The following is an 18,215-nucleotide window of genomic DNA, read 5'->3' as shown; positions in this document are numbered from 1 at the left end:
AATTGTCAAGTCTCCTACAGACTGCCTTTTGTGGACAGCACATCTGTGATACGCGGGTCATAACCGGTTGCTTCATCTAAAGCTCTCGCAAAAGCTTTAAACATTGCTTCGATCATATGATGATTATTGCCTCCTGACAGTACACGGATATGCAGATTCATACCCGCCGCATAAGAAACGGCATAGAAAAATTCTTTTACCATTTCCGTATCCATATACCCCACCCGTTCTACGGTAAATTCACCGTCAAAAACAAGATACGGTCTGCCGGAAAGATCCACGGCACAAAGCACTAAAGTTTCATCCATCGGCAAAATACAGCTTCCAAAACGTTTGATGCCTTTTTTATTTTTTAGTGCTTTACGGATCGCATTGCCAAGCACGATTCCGGTATCCTCGATCGTATGATGGCAGTCTACCGCAAGATCCCCTTCTACTTTAACATCAAGATCAAAGAAACCATGTCTTGCAAAGCCATCAAGCATATGATCAAAAAAGCCGATTCCGGTATCAATATCTGCTTTACCGGTTCCATCTATGTTCAGATTGATCTTTATATCTGTCTCTTTTGTTTTTCGTATGTACTCTGCTGTTCTTTCCATTTTATCACATTCCTCTCTAGTCTTCAAACCGTACCCGGATTGAATTTGCATGTGCAGTTAACTGCTCACATTCAGCAAACTGTACGATATCTTTATAGATCGGTTCAAGTGCCTCCCTTGAATAAGAGATAATACTTGATTTTTTGATAAAATCATCCACACTAAGCGGCGAGAAAAATTTTGCTGTTCCGTTGGTCGGCAGCACATGATTTGGTCCGGCAAAATAATCACCAAGCGGTTCACTTGAATATTCTCCGACAAAGATTGCTCCTGCATTGCGGATCTTTGTCATTGTCTCAAACGGATTCTTTGTAACAAGTTCAAGATGTTCCGATGCGATCTCATTTACCGTTGCAATGGCTTCATCCATATTTTCTGCTACCAGAATATATCCATAATTATCTAAGGATTTCTGAATGATCTCTTTTCTGGATAACTGCGCCACAAAGCCTTCCACTTCTTTTGATACCTGCTCAGCCAAGGTTCTGCTTGTTGTGACAAGGATCGCAGAAGCCATTTCGTCATGTTCCGCCTGTGAGAGAAGATCTGCCGCAACAAATCGCGGATTTGCTGTCTCATCTGCCAATACCATGATCTCACTCGGTCCTGCGATAGAATCAATACTTACAAAACCAAATACGGCTTTTTTTGCAAGTGCCACGTAAATATTACCAGGACCTACGATCTTGTCTACTTTCGGAATACTTTCCGTACCAAATGCCAGCGCTGCGATTGCCTGTGCCCCACCGACTTTATAAATAGCATCCACACCTGCCTCTTTTGCAGCGACCAAAGTTGCCGGATTGACTTTTCCGTCTTTTCCAGGCGGCGTTGTCATAACGATTTTCTTTACACCTGCAACTTTCGCCGGAACGATATTCATAAGCACAGAAGACGGATAAACCGCCTTTCCCCCCGGTACATAGACACCGACTTTCTCTAAAGCTGTCACTTTCTGACCTAAAATAATTCCGGATTCCTCAGAGTCAAACCAGGAATACTGGCGCTGCTTCTCATGATATTTACGGATATTTACCAATGCTTTACGGATCACTGCAAGCAATTTTTCATCAACTTTCTCATATGCCTCTTTGATCTCGCCCTCTGTGACCAGAATATTTTCTGCGTTAATGTCAGCTCCGTCAAAACGCTTTGTGTAATCAAAAATCGCTGCATCACGGTTCGCTCTCACATTTTCTATGATCTCATTTACTCTGCCTTCAAATTCACCATAAGAATTCGGACTTCTTTTTAAAAGATTTTCCAATATATTTGTTCTTGCTTCTTCTGTCAGTTCTATAATACGCATACTTCTCCTCCATTCCAGAATATCTGCTGCATCTCTTTTATTTCAGATACACTACAGCAGACATTTTATATTATTTAATTACGGTCTTTAAATCAGAAATCAGTTTTGTAATACGCTCATTCTCCATCTTCATGCTCACCTGATTAACTACCATGCGGGCAGAAAGCGGACAGACCTCCTCAAGCACTGACAAACCATTCTCACGCAGTGTTGAACCTGTCTCTACGATATCACAGATAACCTCCGACAATCCAACGATCGGTGCTAATTCGATTGATCCATTCAGTTTGATGATCTCAACTGTCTGGTGTTTCTTATTATAAAAATAATCTTTTGCAATACGAGGATATTTGGTCGCAACACGGATCAGTTCGTGGTGGTTTAACAGTTCTTTGGCGCTTTCCGGTCCGCAGATACACATGCGGCATTTTCCAAATCCAAGATCTAATACCTCATAAATATTTCTGCCTTCCTCTAAGATCGTATCCTTTCCTACGATACCGATATCCGCAGCACCGTATTCCACGTAAGTCGGCACATCCGGTCCCTTTGCAAGGAAAAAACGAAGTTTTAACTCTTCGTTGACGAAAATCAGCTTTCTGGTATCTTTATCCTTCATCTCCTCACAGGTGATCCCGATCTGTTCAAACATCTCTAAGGTTTTCTTTGCAAGTCTGCCCTTTCCAAGTGCAAAGGTTAAATATCTCATATCTTCCATCGTATCTGTCTCCTTACATAAATGTCACATTTACACAATGATTCTGTTCTGCGTAGGCACGATAATCTTCTTCGGTTTTTGAGATATCTCTTGCCATAAGCTCCACATTGCTGCCGCACTTACGCAGCTCCATTGCCTTTTTGACTGCCTCACTGCGCATTTCCTGTCCATAAATAATAAGTTCATTCTGATACTGCACCGGAATCTCAATCTTTTGTCTCGAAAGTGCTGCCATCAACTGGTCAATAACGATCGCAAAACCGATAGATGCAGATTCTTTTCCGAAATAAGTCAGAAGTTCATCATAACGGCCGCCTTTTACGATCGGTTCACCACTTCCAAACGTGTATCCCGCAAAAATGATACCTGTATAGTACTGGTAATTGCTTACGATCCCTAATTCCACGGAAACATATTTATCAATTCCATAAATCTTTAAAACCTGATGTAATTCTTCCAGACGTTCGATTGCATTCAAAATACGGGGATATGCATCGGCATATTTCTTAGCTGTCTGCAGTTCATCTGCACCGGTATAGAGATTACCAAGCATTCCAAACAATGCTTTTAAATCATCGTTTAAGTTCAGGGTCTCTGCAAACTCAGTTACGCCGAAATAATTTTTATTGGAAATAAGATCATGAAGTTCTTCTTCCTGTTCCTCATTCAGACCTGCCGCATCTGTTAAGCCGCGGAAAAATTCTGCATGACCGACAGAAAGCTGAAACTCTTTCAGACCGGCTTTTTTTAAACAGTCAATTACCATGGCAATGATCTCTGCATCTGCATCTACCGTAGAATCCCCTAAAAGTTCTGCACCAAGCTGTGTGCTTTCCTTTAATCTGCCCTGATAACTGTTGTTATTCAAAAATGTATTGCCCATATAACACAGGCGGATCGGCATGTTCTCCTCACCGAAATACATTGCAGCACAGCGTGCGATAGAAGGTGTAATATCCGGACGAAGTACTAACGTATTTCCTTCCCGGTCAAAAAACTTATACAGATCCTTCGAAGGTGTTGTTCCGATCTCTCTGCCAAATGTGTCAAAAAACTCAAATGTCGGTGTCTGAATCGGATGATAACCATATTGTTTCTGCACTTTTAATAATTCATCCTGTAAAATCAGCTTCTTCTCGCATTCGTCATTGTAAATGTCCCTGACACCCTCAGGTGTATGTAATAACTGTCTTTTCATCGCATCTCCATTCCGGGACGTTCTATAACAGGTGCCTCTGTTTTCTATCGTCCCTGCACACATTTTTCTTTCACTTTAGCGTGCTACCTTGTTACCATATGAAACTGTTGTTTATTATATTGGAAAACAAATGGAATGTCAATCCCTTGCCAGTAAATCTTTTTGCAGGGTATCCAGATAGGGAACCAGAACTGCTTTTCCTTTTGGGAGAAAATAATCAGGCTCTAATTCTTCATACCGGAAACTTTTTCTTCCACCCTCTTTGGCTCGGTTCCAGAATTCTAACAGCTTTACAAGACGCAGATAATAAAATTCATCCCTTGCGGTAAAACTGATCAGGAAAAATGAAATTCCTCCCTGTTTTTCATAATTTTCCATAAATGTCACCTGATGTTCATGAATATTCTGAAGAGGAAATGTATCCGTTGCACATTCTTTTGCATCAAAGCAGACCGGAATCCCCTGTACAGCACCAATGTAATCAACCGTACTTTTCTGGTCAAAATATGCCAGGGTGATATGTCTGGTTTCCTTGTCAATGTTGATCGGTGTGATCGGCGTTGGCACTTTCTGGATCAGTGCAAGTCCGTTTGCCAGATAGGTTTCATTGGTACGGTTGATAAATTCTTCTAAGGTAGAACCGCGGAGTCCTCTTGAGTTCCAGGTTGCCATGATAATACTCCATTTCTGCCCATCTTTTGGGCATTCTGCTTTTACATGCAGGTTTTGCATGCAGCTACAAATGATCTACAAGATTTTTTATGATTGATTTTCAATTATTTTCCATGCCCGTTCAAACTCACTGCCACATGGTGCCGTGATCTCTTTTCCATCCTCAAATACAAAACGACTCGCATGGAGAAGCTGGGATGTTATATTCGCATTTTTCTTAAAATATGCGTTAACATTAGAATTTCCATATTTATAATCTCCGATGATCGGATGCCCGGTTGATGCAAGATGCGCACGGACCTGATGCGACCGTCCGGTCATCAGATGTACTTCAAGTTCAGTATAACCACCCCTGCAGCGTATCGGGCGGTACTCCGTTTCGATTGGAAGCCATTCCCCCACAGAAGGCTTTGTTTTTCGGATCAAAACCTGATTTTCCGTTTCATCTTTTTGCAGATATCCTTTCAGATAAGAAGATTCTTTTACCGTTCCCCTTACGATACAACGGTAATATTTCTGTACAGTACGCTCTTTTAGGGCTTTTGCCATATTCTGAAGTCCCTTTAAGGTTTTTCCGGCAGCCAGCAGTCCTGACGTATTACGGTCAAGTCGGTTACAGATGGACGGACGGAATGTCCGGAATGAACTTTCTGTCAGTTCTCCCTTAGCGATCAGATATGCAAGAATATATTCATTTGCCGAAATATCCGCCGGTTTTGCTTTTTGTGAAAGCATCCCCGTTGGTTTATTGATAAAAATAATATCTTTGTCTTCATAAACAACCTGAAGTTTACGTTTTCCTGACGTAAATTCCTTCGAAAGTACATTAAGTGCCTCATATTCCGGGTTAGATGTTGTACTTCCACTGAATTTTTCGAAGGTTTCATCTGAGAAAAACAGTTTTACATCATCATCTTTATTGAGTTTTTCCGTTCCATCTGCCTTTTTCCCATTTAAAGTAATGTTCTTTTTCCGGAGCATTTTGTATATAAAGCTGCCCGGCGCATTGCCAAGCAGCTTTTTTAAATATTTATCGAAACGCTGTCCCGCTTCGTTGTCATTAATTTTAAATTCACGCATTGATTTTTCTTTCTATTTCTTTTTATGAATATTGCGGATCGTCTTTTTCTTCTTTGCACCGGTACTCTGTCTGGCTCTGTTTCCGGCTGTAGCCGTCCGTCTGTCGTTTTTTGCACCATTCCTGCGGAAAGTATTTTCTCCCTGATGTTCTCTTCGCGGACGGATCAGGCAATGTTTATCATATCCGATCAGATCAGTTCTTCCGGCTTTTGTGAGAGCTTCAACCACCAGATCATAATTTTTCGGATTCCGGTACTGGATCAGGGCTCTCTGCATTGCCTTCTCGTGCGGATTGACGGCAACATAAACCGGCTCCATCGTGCGCGGATCTAATCCCGTATAGTACATACAGGTCGAAATTGTTGAAGGCGTCGGATAAAAATCCTGCACCTGTTCCGGCATATACCCAAGATCCCGTAAAAATTCAGCCAGCTCTACTGCTTCTTTTAAAGTAGAACCCGGATGGGAGGACATCAGGTACGGAACCAGATACTGTTTTTTACCCAGTTTTTCATTCATGTCCTTATATGCCTTCACAAATTTCTTGTAGACCTCAACACTCGGTTTTCCCATCTTCTCTAATACAGCATTCGATATATGTTCCGGTGCAACCTTAAGCTGACCGCTGACGTGATGTTCACAGAGTTCACGTAAAAAAGTACGGTCTTCATCATAGATCAGATAATCAAACCGGATACCTGAACGAATAAAAACTTTTTTTACATTTGGAAGCTGTCTTAACTTCCGAAGCAGGGAAAGATAATCTTTGTGGTCTACTTTCAGATTTTTGCACGGCTGCGGAAACAGACACTGCTTATGAGGACAGACACCTTTGGTGAGCTGCTTGTCACATGCCGGTGCACGGAAATTTGCCGTTGGTCCTCCTACATCATGAATGTATCCTTTAAAGTCCGGCTCCCAGACGATCTGGTTTGCCTCCGCTAAAATGGATTCATGGCTCCTGGTTTGAATAATGCGTCCCTGATGGAATGTCAATGCACAGAAACTGCATCCACCATAACAGCCACGGTTGCTGACTAAAGAAAACTTTACTTCTTCAATCGCAGGTACCCCTCCTGCTTCCTCGTAAGACGGATGGTATGTTCTCATATAAGGAAGCGAATATACCTGATCCATCTCACTCTGTGTCAGAGGTTTTGATGGCGGATTCTGTACCACAAACATTTTGCCGTCATAAGTTTCGAACAGACGTTTTGCCACAAACGGGTCTGTATTGCTGTACTGTACATAAAAACTCTTTGCATATTCTTTTTTGTCCGCAAGCAGTGCTTCATAATGAGGCAGTTCGATCGCATCATAGATGTCTTCACGTTTTCTGGTCTTATATACAGTACCATCAATAAATGTAATATCTTTAATGTCAAGACCACTGTCTAGGGCATCTGCAATTTCTATGATACTGTGTTCACCCATACCATAGGAAATGATGTCTGCGCCGGAATCTAAAAGAATTGAACGTTTTAATTTATTCGACCAGTAATCATAATGTGCAAGCCTTCTTAAACTCGCCTCAATCCCACCAATGATGATCGGTTTATGTTTATAGGTCTGCCGGATCAGATTACAATAGACGATTGTTGCATAATCCGGACGTTTTCCCATTACTCCTCCCGGTGTGAAGGCATCATTCTGTCTTCTCTTTTTCGAAACAGAATAATGATTTACCATGGAATCCATATTTCCCGCGGAAACAAGAAATCCAAGCCGGGGTTCACCTAAAATATTGATGGATTCTTTATCATGCCAGTCAGGCTGCGCAATAATTCCGACTTTATAGCCATGCGCCTCTAATAAACGCGATATGATCGCATGTCCAAATGACGGATGATCCACATAAGCATCACCACACACATAAACAAAATCAAGCTGGTCTATGCCGGCTTCTCTCATGTCCTCTTTGCTGATTGGTAAAAAACCGTTTTTCATGTTAATCCTCATTTCTGTATGTTACGTTACAGGCAATTTAAATATCCGATATACCTCTGCCTGTTTTGTCTTTTTTTCTTATCTTACATTACGCAGCCGCTGTAATTCCGGTTCTGTCAATGGACGATATTCACCGGGCGCAAGATCATCCGGCAGAACAAGTGTACCCATTTCCACACGTTTCAGATAAGTAACCTTCTTCCCGACCGCCTCAAACATCCGTTTGACCTGATGAAACTTCCCTTCTGTAATTGTTAACCTGATCTTTGAATTGTCACCCTGATGCAGAATTTCCAGAAGTGCCGGTTTTGTAGGCTTCTCCTCTCCTATGTAAACTCCATTTTCAAAAAGGTTAACATCTTCTTCTGTGACCAGACCGTCAATTTCTGCATAGTAAACCTTCGAAACATGCTTCGTTGGACTAAGCAGATCATGCGCTAATACTCCATCATTTGTGATAAGCAGCAATCCTTCAGTATCAATATCAAGTCTTCCTACCGGAAAAAGATCATGCCTGGCAGTGTCAGTCAGATAGTCCATAACTGTCCGGTGCAGATTATCTTCTGTTGCACTCACACAGCCAGCCGGTTTATGGAATAGATAATATTCATACTCTGTATACGTGAGTGGGTTTCCGCGATAACATATCGTATCATTTTTTTCATCCACCTTTTGCTCCGGTTTCTTTATCACTTCCCCATTTACGGTGACAAGACCGGAACGGATATATTTTTTTACTTCACTTCTGCTCCCTGTTCCAAGTTCGGTCAGCAATTTATCCAGCCGCATGTTTTCTCCATTCTTTCAGATGCATCTGTATAGATCAGCTCTTATTTTCTGTATTTGTGTTATGTTCACAATCATATTGCCTGAAAAATTTATAACTTACCTGAGTACGCCGCCCTGTCTTTCCCATAAATAAGATAGCATTGGATATGAATTGACAGAAAACTCCGTTCCATTTTTATCATTCAGATAAATCCCCATATGAAGGTGAACCACAAAATTCCCAGTTGTTCCCTCCACGTCGCTGTAGCCGGTATCTCCCATAAATCCAAGGAATGTCCCAGCCGATATCTGTTCACCGATCTGAAAATCTTTTGCATACTCTTCCAGATGAGCATAATAAAAATATGCTCCGGACGGACTGCGGATTCCGATCCGGTAGCCGCCAAGACGCAGCCAGCCTATATTTTCCACGACACCGTCCGTCATGCTGTAGACCGGATATATTCCGCGCACATTTTCAGATGCCATAATATCGCATCCTTCGTGACCACGGTCACCGCCAAAAGTCCGGCTCTGCATCCAGCTGTTTTCAAAACCGACCGTATCATCCGGTTTTCCCACAATTTTTCCAACCGGGAAACACAAAAGATCACTCCAGGCACATTTGACATATTCCTTTATTTCTGAAAATTCATCACCACGATATTTTTTTGCATCAGAAAGCTGCTCTTTCAATGTCCGAGGATCTGTTATCTGACATTCTGATGCAAAATACATCGTCAGTAATTCACTGAATTTGTCAATATCTGATTCCGCGGCATCAAAAAAGGTATCGCTCTGATCTTTTGTCAGGTTATGATTCCGCAGATTGTCAAATGCCTTTTCATAAGAAAAACAGTTTCTCCTGTGTGCACTCTCTGATATTTCTTCTGTCAAAAGTACCTGAAGCACTGCCATTCCAAGTAAAAACAGGCACTGCCATAATCTGACTTTTTTCATAAGATCAGCCCGGACTCCCTCATTTTATTTGTGATATTAATTTTTACTATTTACATCTCTTTAAAAATTCCACGATCAGTTTCCATACCTTTTCCGTAGAAGAAATGCTGAGACGTTCTTTTGGTGTATGAATATCAAAATTATCCGGTCCAAAAGAAACACAGTCTAAATCTGCGATCTTGCCAGATAAAATACCACACTCAAGTCCCGCATGAATTGCTTCAAATACCGGCTCTTCATGGAACAATTCTTCATATACCGCACTGATTCCCTCACGGATATCTGACTCGGCACGATATTCCCATGCCGGATAATCTCCGCTTACAGAAATCTCACCACCCAAAAACTCAGCTAAGTATTCTAATTTGTCTTTTAATTCTTCTTTTCTGGTAGAAACGCTGCTTCGTACAGAAGCCGTCAGCTCCAGAGCATCTTTGGTCAGTTTCATGATTCCCGTATTTAAAGATGTTTCAACCAGTCCAGGCATTACCATACTCATATGCTGTACACCATTTGGTACATTGCGCAGATAGAATATCACTTTTGTCATGGAAGAATAAGATAATACATCATATTCGCCTGCTCCATTTTCTTTTACTTCAATGCAGACAGCCGGATCTGAAACAGCATATTCTTTTTTAAAGATATTCTCTAATTCCGAAACATAATCCAGAAATTCTGTCTTTTTTTCCTCCGGGATAACAATTTCTGCTTCACTCTCACGTGGGATTGCATTATCTTTTAATCCGCCTGCAAATGAAACAATTGCCATTTCCATACGATCAAAAAGATATTTCAATACGCGTCCCATCAGAATGTTTGCATTTGCATGTTCTTTATCAATCTCACTGCCAGAGTGACCGCCCTCTAAACCGGTTACAGTCAACCCCACACTATATCCCTGCTGTGTCTGCCATGTTACCGGGATCACCGTGTCCACGGTCATGCCTCCGGCACAGCTTGTCAGAAAATGACCTTCCACATCAGAGTCAATATTTAACATCTTGTGGCCTTTTAACATGGAAAGGTCTATAACTTCTGCCCCAAGCATACCGATCTCTTCATCTACCGTGATCACAGCTTCCAGCCTCGGATGTGCGATTTCCGGTGAATCCATGATTGCCAGTATATAGGCAACTGCAATACCATCATCACCGCCTAATGTCGTTCCTCTTGCTTTTAAGAAATCGCCATCCACATAAAGATCAAGACCATCTTTTTCAAAATCAATCTCCACGCCCTTTTCTTTTTCGCAGACCATATCCATATGTCCCTGCATGATGATCGGATCTGCATTTTCATAACCGGCAGATGCCTCCTTTATGATCACAATATTGTTTGCCTCATCCTGGTAATATTCCAATTCATGCTCTTTTGCAAAAGAAACTAGATAATCACTGATCTGTTTGGTGTTTCTTGAGCCATGCGGAATCTCTGCTAATTTTTCAAAATATGCAAATACTTTTTTTGATTCTAACTCTGGTAAATTTAATTTGTTCTTCATAGATGCCTCCTGTTTCTCATATATTCTAATATGAAAAAAAAATTATTATTATTGTATATCCTTATTTTTGTTATTTATATTTTATTTTTCCCCAAAAGCGCAGTAACTGCAGCTGCAAATGGACTCATTCTGTGGTATGAGCGTGTGCTTCCCTCTCTACTGCCATTTGCTATTTTATCCAATATACTGATCTACTCCGGTTTTACGGAATATCTCGTAAAACTCTTTTATCCTTTTCTCCGCCTGATCTTACCAACCAGCAGAAACGGTTCGTTTGTATTACTTTCAGGTTTTCTGTTTGGTTTTCCAATGGGAAGTAAAAACTGCGCTGAAATGTTAAAATGCGGGCAACTGGAATACATAGAAGCAAACATACTGTTTATGGTTACAAACAATATCAGTCCTGTATTTATCAGCGGTTATATCCTCTGTCAGGAGCTCCAGATGCCTTCTCTGATCTTTCTCAGCTATCTGGTGTTATTTCTTCCTCCCATTATTACCGGGAGAATTCTGTTTGCCATCGTACAAAGGAGAAGAAAAACACTTGCCAGGCAAAACAGTAAAAACACCAGCACATACAAAAAGCCAGCATCTGGATCTCAAATAAATTTTAAAATCATAGACGCCGGCATCATGAACGGTTTCGAAACATTAACCAGACTTGGAGGTTATATTATGCTGTTTTCCATGATTTCTTCCATGCTTCAGCTGATTCCATTTCCGGAAATCATAAATCTGATGCTTTGTGGATTTACAGAAATCACAAACGGTATCAAAGCCGTGAGTCAGTCATCTCTCTCACCTGCACACCGCTACACACTTGCCATGGCATTTACCGCCTTCGGCGGGCTCTCCGGTCTGGCACAGACTGGTTCAATGATAAAAGGAACCAGTCTCTCCATCAAAACATATGGAATGTTTAAACTTATCATGACCGTAATTACTGCTGTTCTGGCATGGGCTGCTGTATCTCTTGTGTATCCGGCTGCTGTTCTTCCTGCAGATCTACCGTAGGATTCAACTCGGCACGATTTGTGGTGACAACATCAAGAAATCCCTGCAGAGCACTCATATATGCTTCGCTTCTTGCCTTTGAAGAATCCATTGCATGCGAGATCGTGCTCTCTAAATTCTTTAAAATATCGTCCGTATACTGCATAGCGCCCATACGGATGTTATTGGCATCATTGGTCGCATTGTCTAAGATCTCCTGTGCCTGCTTCGTTGCGATCATGACAACTTCATTTGCCTGTGCATATGCCTGCTGCATAATTTCATGCTCGCTGACAAGTTCATCTGTTTTCACCTGCGCCTGGGCGATGATTGCATCCGCTTTTGCCTGTGCATCTGCTAAGATTGCCTCTTTATTGCTGATAATCTTCTGATATCGCTTGATCTCATCCGGAGTCTTACTACGGAGTTCATTTAATAATTCTTCCATAGTCTCACGGTTTACAATGATCTTAGACGGTGCAAAGGCCTGTGTCTTACAGCCGTCAATATAATCTTCGATCTCATCTATTATCTGTTCAATTCTGCTGGCCATAGTAACCACTCCTTATTTTTTAATCTGATACTTTTCATAAATCCGGTCTATAAAACGTGTCGGCACAAACTTGGATAAATCTCCTCCATAAGATGCAAATTCTTTCACGATCGTAGAACTCAGATAAGAATACTGGAGACTGGTTGTCAGAAAAATCGTCTCTACTTCCGGATTTTCCACATGATTTGTCTGTGCTATCTGCAGCTCATATTCAAAATCGGTCACAGCCCTGAGTCCTCTTACAATGATCGTTGCGTCAATTTCCCTCATATAATCAACTAACAGACCATCAAAACATGTCACTGTAACATTTGGCATGGAATCCGTCATCTCTTTAATCATACTAACACGTTCATCTAAAGAAAACAACGAATTTTTTGCGCTGTTATTAAGTACCCCGACAACAAGTTCGTCCACAATTTTAGCAGATCGTTCTATAATATCTAAATGACCTAATGTCAGCGGATCAAAACTTCCCGGATAAATTGCTTTTTTCATAGGTTCCTCCCATACAGATGGATCACATAATTTTCTCTAGTTGTTTCTGATGATAAATGCATGTTCATTTGTCTTATATGTCTTTAAGCGTTTTAATGTATATCCCATGTCTGACAGATAGTCAAATGACGTATCGAGAGAAGCCTCAACAATGATCATCCCATTTTCTTTTAAAAGTGAGGAGTCTTTCAGGTAAGTTAACACCTCATATTCAAGTTCCTGTTTATATGGAGGATCCATAAAGATGATATCAAACCGGTATTTTCCTTCCATCGCTCTTAAAGCAGATAAAACATCCGAATTATATAATTTCGTTTCTTTTGTGAACTTTGTAAATTGAATATTATCCTCTACACATGCAGCCGCCTTTTTATTATTTTCAACAAAAACCGCATACTGTGCCCCCCTGCTGACTGCCTCAAGTCCCATCTGTCCGCTTCCGGCAAACAGATCTAAAAAATAACATCCCGGAACCTCGTCCTGTATGATATTAAACAAAGTTTCTTTGATACGGTCTGTGGTAGGTCTGGTGTCAAGTCCCTCTACTGTCTTTAAAGGAAGGCTTCTCGCTGTTCCTGCAATAATTCTCATATTACACTCCATTCTTGCCCGTATTCAGGGCATCTCAAGTTTGTGCGCAAGCACAAATCTTGTGTGTAAAAAATCTTTGATTCTTCACACTAATCTCCATTATACTCTTTTTCTATACATTTCTTTAGCAGTAAAAGTGCACTCTCTGCAGCACTTTTTCTTACATCCATGCGGTTACCGGAAAACAAATGACGTTCCGTCACTGTTTTTCCATTCAGATAACAACCGATAAAAACCAGTCCGACCGGGCACTCTTTTGTTCCACCGTCCGGTCCCGCAACGCCTGTCACGGACACGGCAGCCATGGTTCCTGCTGTTTTTGCTGCCGAAGAAGCCATATCTGTTGCTGTCTCACTGCTCACCACGCCATAAGTGTCAATGGTTTCAGGTGCAACATGTATCATTTTTACTTTTGCTTCGTTCGAATATGTCACATAGCCTTCGGTAAAGAATTCTGAAATTCCCGGAACATTGATCAACGTCGATGCGATCATCCCACCGGTAGCGGATTCAGCCGTGGTAATCGTGATTTGATATTTTTTTAACAAACTATAAATGGAATATTCCAGCGGCTCCTGTGCCACATTTTTCCCGGTACAGGAATCACTGGAATCATATACATGTTCAGCCAACTGCTATTCTCCTATTTCTGCTCTTTTAAAACATTTTTGTTCTTGGCAATATAGTCGATCAAAGATACAACTGTAAGTATAAGTGCAATGTATGTAAGAACCGTGCCAAGCACTGCAAAAAACTGATTTGGGATATCTAAGATCAATACGATCACCATCAGCATCTGGAAAACCGTTTTAAATTTTCCCCAATAGCTGGCAGCAATTACAATTCCATTGTCGGCCGCAACCAGACGAAATCCGCTGATAATAAATTCTCTCGCGATGATAATGATAACGATCCATGCTGCAAGCTGTCCTTTTTCAATCAGACAGATCATTGCTGAGCAGACAAGCAGTTTGTCTGCCAGCGGATCCATAAATTTTCCAAAATCAGTAACCAGGTTATATTTTCTCGCAATCTTACCATCTAACATATCAGTAAGGCTTGCAATAATGAAAATTGCTACTGCAATATAATTTCCATAACCTTCAAAATACGGAGCAAGCATAAAAAAAACAAAAAACGGAATCAATATCATACGCATTACTGTCAGTTTATTTGGCAAATTCATAATTTACACTCTCCATTCTGCACAATAAATTTTAAATACGATCAGATCAATTCTCCAATCAGATCATACTCATAAGCACCGGTCACACGTACCTTTGCAATATCTCCAGTCATGAGTTCTTCATCTGTGTTGATAAAAATGTAGCCATCCACATCAGGCGCATCACGGTAAGTTCTTCCGACGTATGCATTTTCATCGCTCACTTTTCCCTCAATGAAAACGTATAACTCCCTGCCTTTCATAGTCTCATTTTTATCAAAAATGATCTCTTCCTGTAGCTCCATGACATCTGCCTGCCAGTCTTTTTTCAATTCTTCGTCAACCTGATCTGCAAACTCAGCAGCAGGTGTTCCTTCTTCCGGCGAATACGTAAAAGCTCCGAGACGGTCAAACTCCATGTCATTGATAAACTGCATCAATTCTTCATGCATTTCCTGCGTTTCGCCTGGAAAACCACAGATCAGTGTAGTACGCAGTGTAATATCCGGAATACGTTCACGTAAATGCGTAATTATCCGTACCAGATCAGCATTGTTTGTTCTTCGTCCCATACGTTTTAATATGGTATCGTTTGCATGCTGGATCGGAATATCCAGATAATGGCACACTTTCTCATTGCGGATCATTGCATCAATAAGGTCTTCGTATATTTCTTCCGGATAACAATACATGATACGGATCCAGAACAGACCATCAATTTTGTTTAATTCATCTAACAGGCGATGCAGTGACTTTTCACCATAGAGGTCTACTCCATAAAGTGTGGTCTCCTGTGCTACTAAGATAAGTTCTTTTGCTCCGGCAGCAACCAGCTCTTTTGCCTGTGCGATCAGATCTTCCATCGGAACACTGCGGTAATTACCACGGATGTACGGAATGATACAATAAGTACATCGTTTATTACATCCCTCTGCGATCTTTAAATACGCAAAATGTCCACCTGTTGTCACAGACCGTTTTGTATGCAGTGTCGGAAGTCCCTCTAATGTTTTAAAATTTTCATAATGTTTGCCCTCTAAGGACTGATGAACTGCATTTACAATGTCTTCGTAGGAATTCGTACCAAGGATTGCATCCACCTCTGGGATTTCCTTGATAATCTCCTCTTTATAGCGCTGTGCAAGACATCCTGTCACAATCAGGGCTTTTAACCTGGCTTCTTTTTTCAGTTCTGACATCTCAAGGATGGTATTGATGCTTTCCTCTTTTGCATCATTGATAAAACAGCAGGTATTGACAATAATTATGTCCGCCTCACGCTCATCATCCGTCATTTCGATCCCATCATCCCTTAACATGCCAAGCATAAACTCTGTGTCGACTAAATTTTTGTCACATCCGAGTGATACAAATAAAAGTTTTAAATTATTCTTCATCCGATGACTCCGGTAAAATCTTTACTTTTCCTTCATAAAGTTCTTCTACTGCGATAGATAATGGTTTCGGGCATACTTTCTTCTCTGCCATCGGCTCATCACCTGCAATAATCTGGCGTGCTCTTTTTGCCGCTGCGATCACAATAGAATAACGGCTGTTTACAACCGGTTCCTCGCCGATCTCCACACCGTCATTTACAACTTTCATTAATTCTACATAAGATGGATGTATCATAATAATTCCCCTTTCTTTGCGCATTGCGCATATGGCGGTTACCCGCACTTAAATTCTTATATTTATGCTACAGATAGTAATCTGTGTCATGGACAAACTATTTTGAAAATGCTTTTAGTTCATTCCGCATTTCCTGTATCGCTGTCGTATTTCGATTCACGCGGTAATGTTCATTTTTTATGATCTGATGAACTTCCTCCACGCATTCTTCTAATATATCATTGACCACAAGATAATCATAGGACTCAATGCCCTCTGCCTCTTCAACAGCTCTCGCCAGTCTTGACTCAATTACATCCATGGTCTCTGTTCCTCTGCCTACCAGACGATTTTTTAACTCTCCGGCGCTTGGCGGAGTCACAAACAAAAGTAACGTATCCGGGAACTTTTCTCTGACTTTCAGTGCTCCCTGGATCTCGATCTCTAAGATGACATCTTTCCCGGCTTCTAACTGTTCTTCCACATATGCTTTCGGTGTTCCGTAATAATTGCCAACGAACTGGGCATATTCGATCAATGCATCTTCTTCTATCATCTGTTCAAACTGTTCTCTGGTGCGGAAAAAATATTCCACACCATCTGTTTCGCCCGGTCTTGGATTTCTTGTTGTGGCTGAGATAGAAAGTGCATAGCTGTCAGCATATTTTTTCATCAGTTCTTTCATGATGGTTCCTTTTCCAGAACCGGAAAATCCGGATACCACCGTAAGGATTCCTCTATTCTTTCGCATCATCATATACCTCTGTCACATTGCCGTTAAACCGGCCTGCAAGTGTCTCCGGCTGCAATGCTGATAAAATGATCTTATTATTTTCTGTAAAAATGACACTTTTCGTTCTGCGTCCCTGTGTCGCATCGATCAGATTTTCCTGTTCCTTGCCTTTCTGTACCATACGCTTTGCCGGTGCAGAATCTAAGGATACGATGCAGACAATCTTATCGGTATTGACCATATTGCCGAATCCGATATTCATTAACTTTGCCATACACCACCGCCCTATTCTATATTCTGAATCTGTTCCCTGACTTTTTCGATATCCGTCTTTAAGCTGATACCGATATCAGAAATTTCAAGATCATTCGTCTTAGAAAGGATCGTATTGGCTTCGCGGTTCATCTCCTGTGCGATAAAATCAAGCTTTCTGCCCACACTTCCGCCTGTCTCTAAAGTATCTTTGGTACTCTTAATATGACTGCGCAGCCGGACTGTCTCTTCATCCACACAGATCTTATCCGCAAAAATTGTTACTTCTGTTGCAATTCTTGCATCATCAATCTGACGGTCACCTAACAACTCAGCCACTTTAGCTTCTAAACGTTCCCGATATTCTTTAATGATCATAGGAGAACGTTCCTCGATAAAGTCAACATAAGAAAGCATGCCATCAAGTTTCTCGCACAAATCTTTCTTTAAATGTTCGCCTTCTTTGATCCGGCTCTCCACGAGCTGCTCTGCTGCACCACGTATCGCCCTTTCAAGTCCCATCCAAAGCGATTTTTCATCGATACTCTGTTCTTCCATGGCAAACACTTCCGGATATCTTGAAAGCGTACTCACACGGATATCATTATCAAGTCCGAACTTCTCAGCCATCTGATTTAAATATGTCAGATACTGGGCTGCAAGTGCTTCATTGTATTTTAATGAAACATTATCCTGCGTAAAATCTTCATAACTGATAAAGATATCGACTTTTCCCCGTTCCATATACTCTTTCAAAAGAGTGCGGATCGCGCTTTCAAAGAAATTCAGCTTTTTGGGCATCTTGATATTAACATCGAGATAACGGTGATTGACCGCTTTTATCTCTACTGTAAATTTACGGTCTTCATCCGCAAATTCACACCGGCCGAAACCGGTCATACTTTTTATCATATCTTTCTCCGTTTCTGCAAAATAACCTGTCACGTAAAAATCACTTATGCATCACGGCTTCATCTCTTTCTCGTATGCATAAGTGATTTTATTATAAAGCGAATTTGGTTTCAAGTCAATATAGCGGATTTTTTATTTTACTTTAATTT

The 18,215-nt window shown here is 41.0% G+C and carries 21 protein-coding genes and 1 pseudogene; 2 read left to right on the top strand and 20 right to left on the bottom strand.

Annotation, left to right across the window (positions count from 1 at the left end):
- Window positions 1–14: 14 nt before the first annotated feature.
- From hisB to DW650_RS00770, 10 genes are all read right to left on the bottom strand, one after another.
- Window positions 15–602 (bottom strand): imidazoleglycerol-phosphate dehydratase HisB, encoded by a 588-nt coding sequence (gene hisB / locus DW650_RS00815; RefSeq protein WP_118208836.1) that lies wholly within the window; start codon window positions 600–602, stop codon window positions 15–17.
- 16 nt (window positions 603–618) lie between these two features.
- The gene (gene hisD / locus DW650_RS00810) at window positions 619–1,911 is read right to left on the bottom strand and encodes a histidinol dehydrogenase (protein WP_118208835.1); all 1,293 of its coding nucleotides are present in this window, start codon (window positions 1,909–1,911) and stop codon (window positions 619–621) included.
- A 70-nt stretch (window positions 1,912–1,981) separates the two neighbouring features.
- Window positions 1,982–2,629 (bottom strand): ATP phosphoribosyltransferase, encoded by a 648-nt coding sequence (hisG, locus tag DW650_RS00805; RefSeq protein WP_117922166.1) that lies wholly within the window; start codon window positions 2,627–2,629, stop codon window positions 1,982–1,984.
- 13 nt (window positions 2,630–2,642) lie between these two features.
- Window positions 2,643–3,827: an ATP phosphoribosyltransferase regulatory subunit gene (hisZ, locus tag DW650_RS00800; protein ID WP_118208834.1), complete on the bottom strand. Its 1,185-nt coding sequence runs from the start codon at window positions 3,825–3,827 to the stop codon at window positions 2,643–2,645.
- A gap of 138 nt (window positions 3,828–3,965) precedes the next feature.
- Window positions 3,966–4,499 (bottom strand): Holliday junction resolvase RecU, encoded by a 534-nt coding sequence (locus DW650_RS00795; RefSeq protein ID WP_117922168.1) that lies wholly within the window; start codon window positions 4,497–4,499, stop codon window positions 3,966–3,968.
- Between the two features lie 87 nt (window positions 4,500–4,586).
- Window positions 4,587–5,579 carry an RluA family pseudouridine synthase gene (locus tag DW650_RS00790; protein WP_118208833.1) on the bottom strand — a complete coding sequence of 331 codons (993 nt, stop codon included), beginning with the start codon at window positions 5,577–5,579 and terminating at the stop codon, window positions 4,587–4,589.
- Window positions 5,580–5,591: 12 nt separating this feature from the next.
- Window positions 5,592–7,526, bottom strand: coding sequence for a YgiQ family radical SAM protein (locus DW650_RS00785; RefSeq protein ID WP_199536237.1), 1,935 nt, complete (start codon window positions 7,524–7,526; stop codon window positions 5,592–5,594).
- Window positions 7,527–7,604: 78 nt separating this feature from the next.
- Window positions 7,605–8,315 carry a pseudouridine synthase gene (locus tag DW650_RS00780; RefSeq protein ID WP_118208832.1) on the bottom strand — a complete coding sequence of 237 codons (711 nt, stop codon included), beginning with the start codon at window positions 8,313–8,315 and terminating at the stop codon, window positions 7,605–7,607.
- Between the two features lie 96 nt (window positions 8,316–8,411).
- Window positions 8,412–9,254, bottom strand: a complete 843-nt coding sequence (locus DW650_RS00775) for a M23 family metallopeptidase (RefSeq protein ID WP_118208831.1) — start codon at window positions 9,252–9,254, stop codon at window positions 8,412–8,414.
- A 46-nt stretch (window positions 9,255–9,300) separates the two neighbouring features.
- Window positions 9,301–10,758, bottom strand: a complete 1,458-nt coding sequence (locus DW650_RS00770; protein ID WP_118208830.1) for an aminoacyl-histidine dipeptidase — start codon at window positions 10,756–10,758, stop codon at window positions 9,301–9,303.
- Between the two features lie 30 nt (window positions 10,759–10,788).
- On the opposite strand from DW650_RS00770, the pseudogene DW650_RS20560 reads away from it, so the two are divergent.
- A pseudogene (locus DW650_RS20560) lies at window positions 10,789–11,154 on the top strand (nucleoside recognition domain-containing protein); the annotation flags it as partial.
- 237 nt (window positions 11,155–11,391) lie between these two features.
- Window positions 11,392–11,772, top strand: a complete 381-nt coding sequence (locus DW650_RS19885; protein ID WP_243102828.1) for a hypothetical protein — start codon at window positions 11,392–11,394, stop codon at window positions 11,770–11,772.
- Here DW650_RS19885 and DW650_RS00760 read toward each other — a convergent pair.
- The 10 genes from DW650_RS00760 to DW650_RS00715 all read right to left on the bottom strand — a co-directional run bounded on the left by DW650_RS00760 (window position 11,699) and on the right by DW650_RS00715 (window position 18,066).
- Window positions 11,699–12,304, bottom strand: coding sequence for an ATPase (locus DW650_RS00760; RefSeq protein ID WP_118208828.1), 606 nt, complete (start codon window positions 12,302–12,304; stop codon window positions 11,699–11,701). The genes DW650_RS19885 and DW650_RS00760 overlap by 74 nt on opposite strands.
- Window positions 12,305–12,316: 12 nt before the next feature.
- Window positions 12,317–12,802 (bottom strand): pantetheine-phosphate adenylyltransferase, encoded by a 486-nt coding sequence (coaD, locus tag DW650_RS00755; RefSeq protein WP_117922176.1) that lies wholly within the window; start codon window positions 12,800–12,802, stop codon window positions 12,317–12,319.
- A 36-nt stretch (window positions 12,803–12,838) separates the two neighbouring features.
- Window positions 12,839–13,393, bottom strand: coding sequence for a 16S rRNA (guanine(966)-N(2))-methyltransferase RsmD (gene rsmD / locus DW650_RS00750; RefSeq protein WP_186898757.1), 555 nt, complete (start codon window positions 13,391–13,393; stop codon window positions 12,839–12,841).
- 89 nt (window positions 13,394–13,482) lie between these two features.
- Complete coding sequence (locus tag DW650_RS00745; RefSeq protein ID WP_118208827.1) at window positions 13,483–14,025, bottom strand: CinA family protein; 543 nt, start codon at window positions 14,023–14,025, stop codon at window positions 13,483–13,485.
- A gap of 11 nt (window positions 14,026–14,036) precedes the next feature.
- Window positions 14,037–14,579, bottom strand: a complete 543-nt coding sequence (gene pgsA / locus DW650_RS00740; protein ID WP_117922179.1) for a CDP-diacylglycerol--glycerol-3-phosphate 3-phosphatidyltransferase — start codon at window positions 14,577–14,579, stop codon at window positions 14,037–14,039.
- 41 nt (window positions 14,580–14,620) lie between these two features.
- Window positions 14,621–15,955: a 30S ribosomal protein S12 methylthiotransferase RimO gene (gene rimO / locus DW650_RS00735; protein ID WP_117922180.1), complete on the bottom strand. Its 1,335-nt coding sequence runs from the start codon at window positions 15,953–15,955 to the stop codon at window positions 14,621–14,623.
- The gene (rpoZ, locus tag DW650_RS00730; protein ID WP_186898755.1) at window positions 15,945–16,190 is read right to left on the bottom strand and encodes a DNA-directed RNA polymerase subunit omega; all 246 of its coding nucleotides are present in this window, start codon (window positions 16,188–16,190) and stop codon (window positions 15,945–15,947) included. Before rpoZ ends, rimO begins: the two co-directional genes overlap by 11 nt.
- Before the next feature lie 97 nt (window positions 16,191–16,287).
- Window positions 16,288–16,926 carry a guanylate kinase gene (gene gmk / locus DW650_RS00725; RefSeq protein ID WP_117922182.1) on the bottom strand — a complete coding sequence of 213 codons (639 nt, stop codon included), beginning with the start codon at window positions 16,924–16,926 and terminating at the stop codon, window positions 16,288–16,290.
- Window positions 16,907–17,176 carry a DUF370 domain-containing protein gene (locus DW650_RS00720; RefSeq protein WP_117922183.1) on the bottom strand — a complete coding sequence of 90 codons (270 nt, stop codon included), beginning with the start codon at window positions 17,174–17,176 and terminating at the stop codon, window positions 16,907–16,909. The genes gmk and DW650_RS00720 overlap by 20 nt, the downstream gene beginning before the upstream one ends.
- Before the next feature lie 11 nt (window positions 17,177–17,187).
- On the bottom strand, window positions 17,188–18,066 hold the full coding sequence (locus tag DW650_RS00715) for a YicC/YloC family endoribonuclease (protein WP_117922191.1): 879 nt from the start codon (window positions 18,064–18,066) through the stop codon (window positions 17,188–17,190).
- Between the last annotated feature and the right edge of the window lie 149 nt (window positions 18,067–18,215).

The sequence above is a fragment of the Roseburia sp. AM23-20 genome (assembly GCF_003470905.1).
GTDB lineage: Bacteria > Bacillota > Clostridia > Lachnospirales > Lachnospiraceae > Roseburia > Roseburia rectibacter.
Note: the sequence above shows the minus strand (reverse complement) of the source record. Positions and strands in the feature narration are given on the sequence as shown.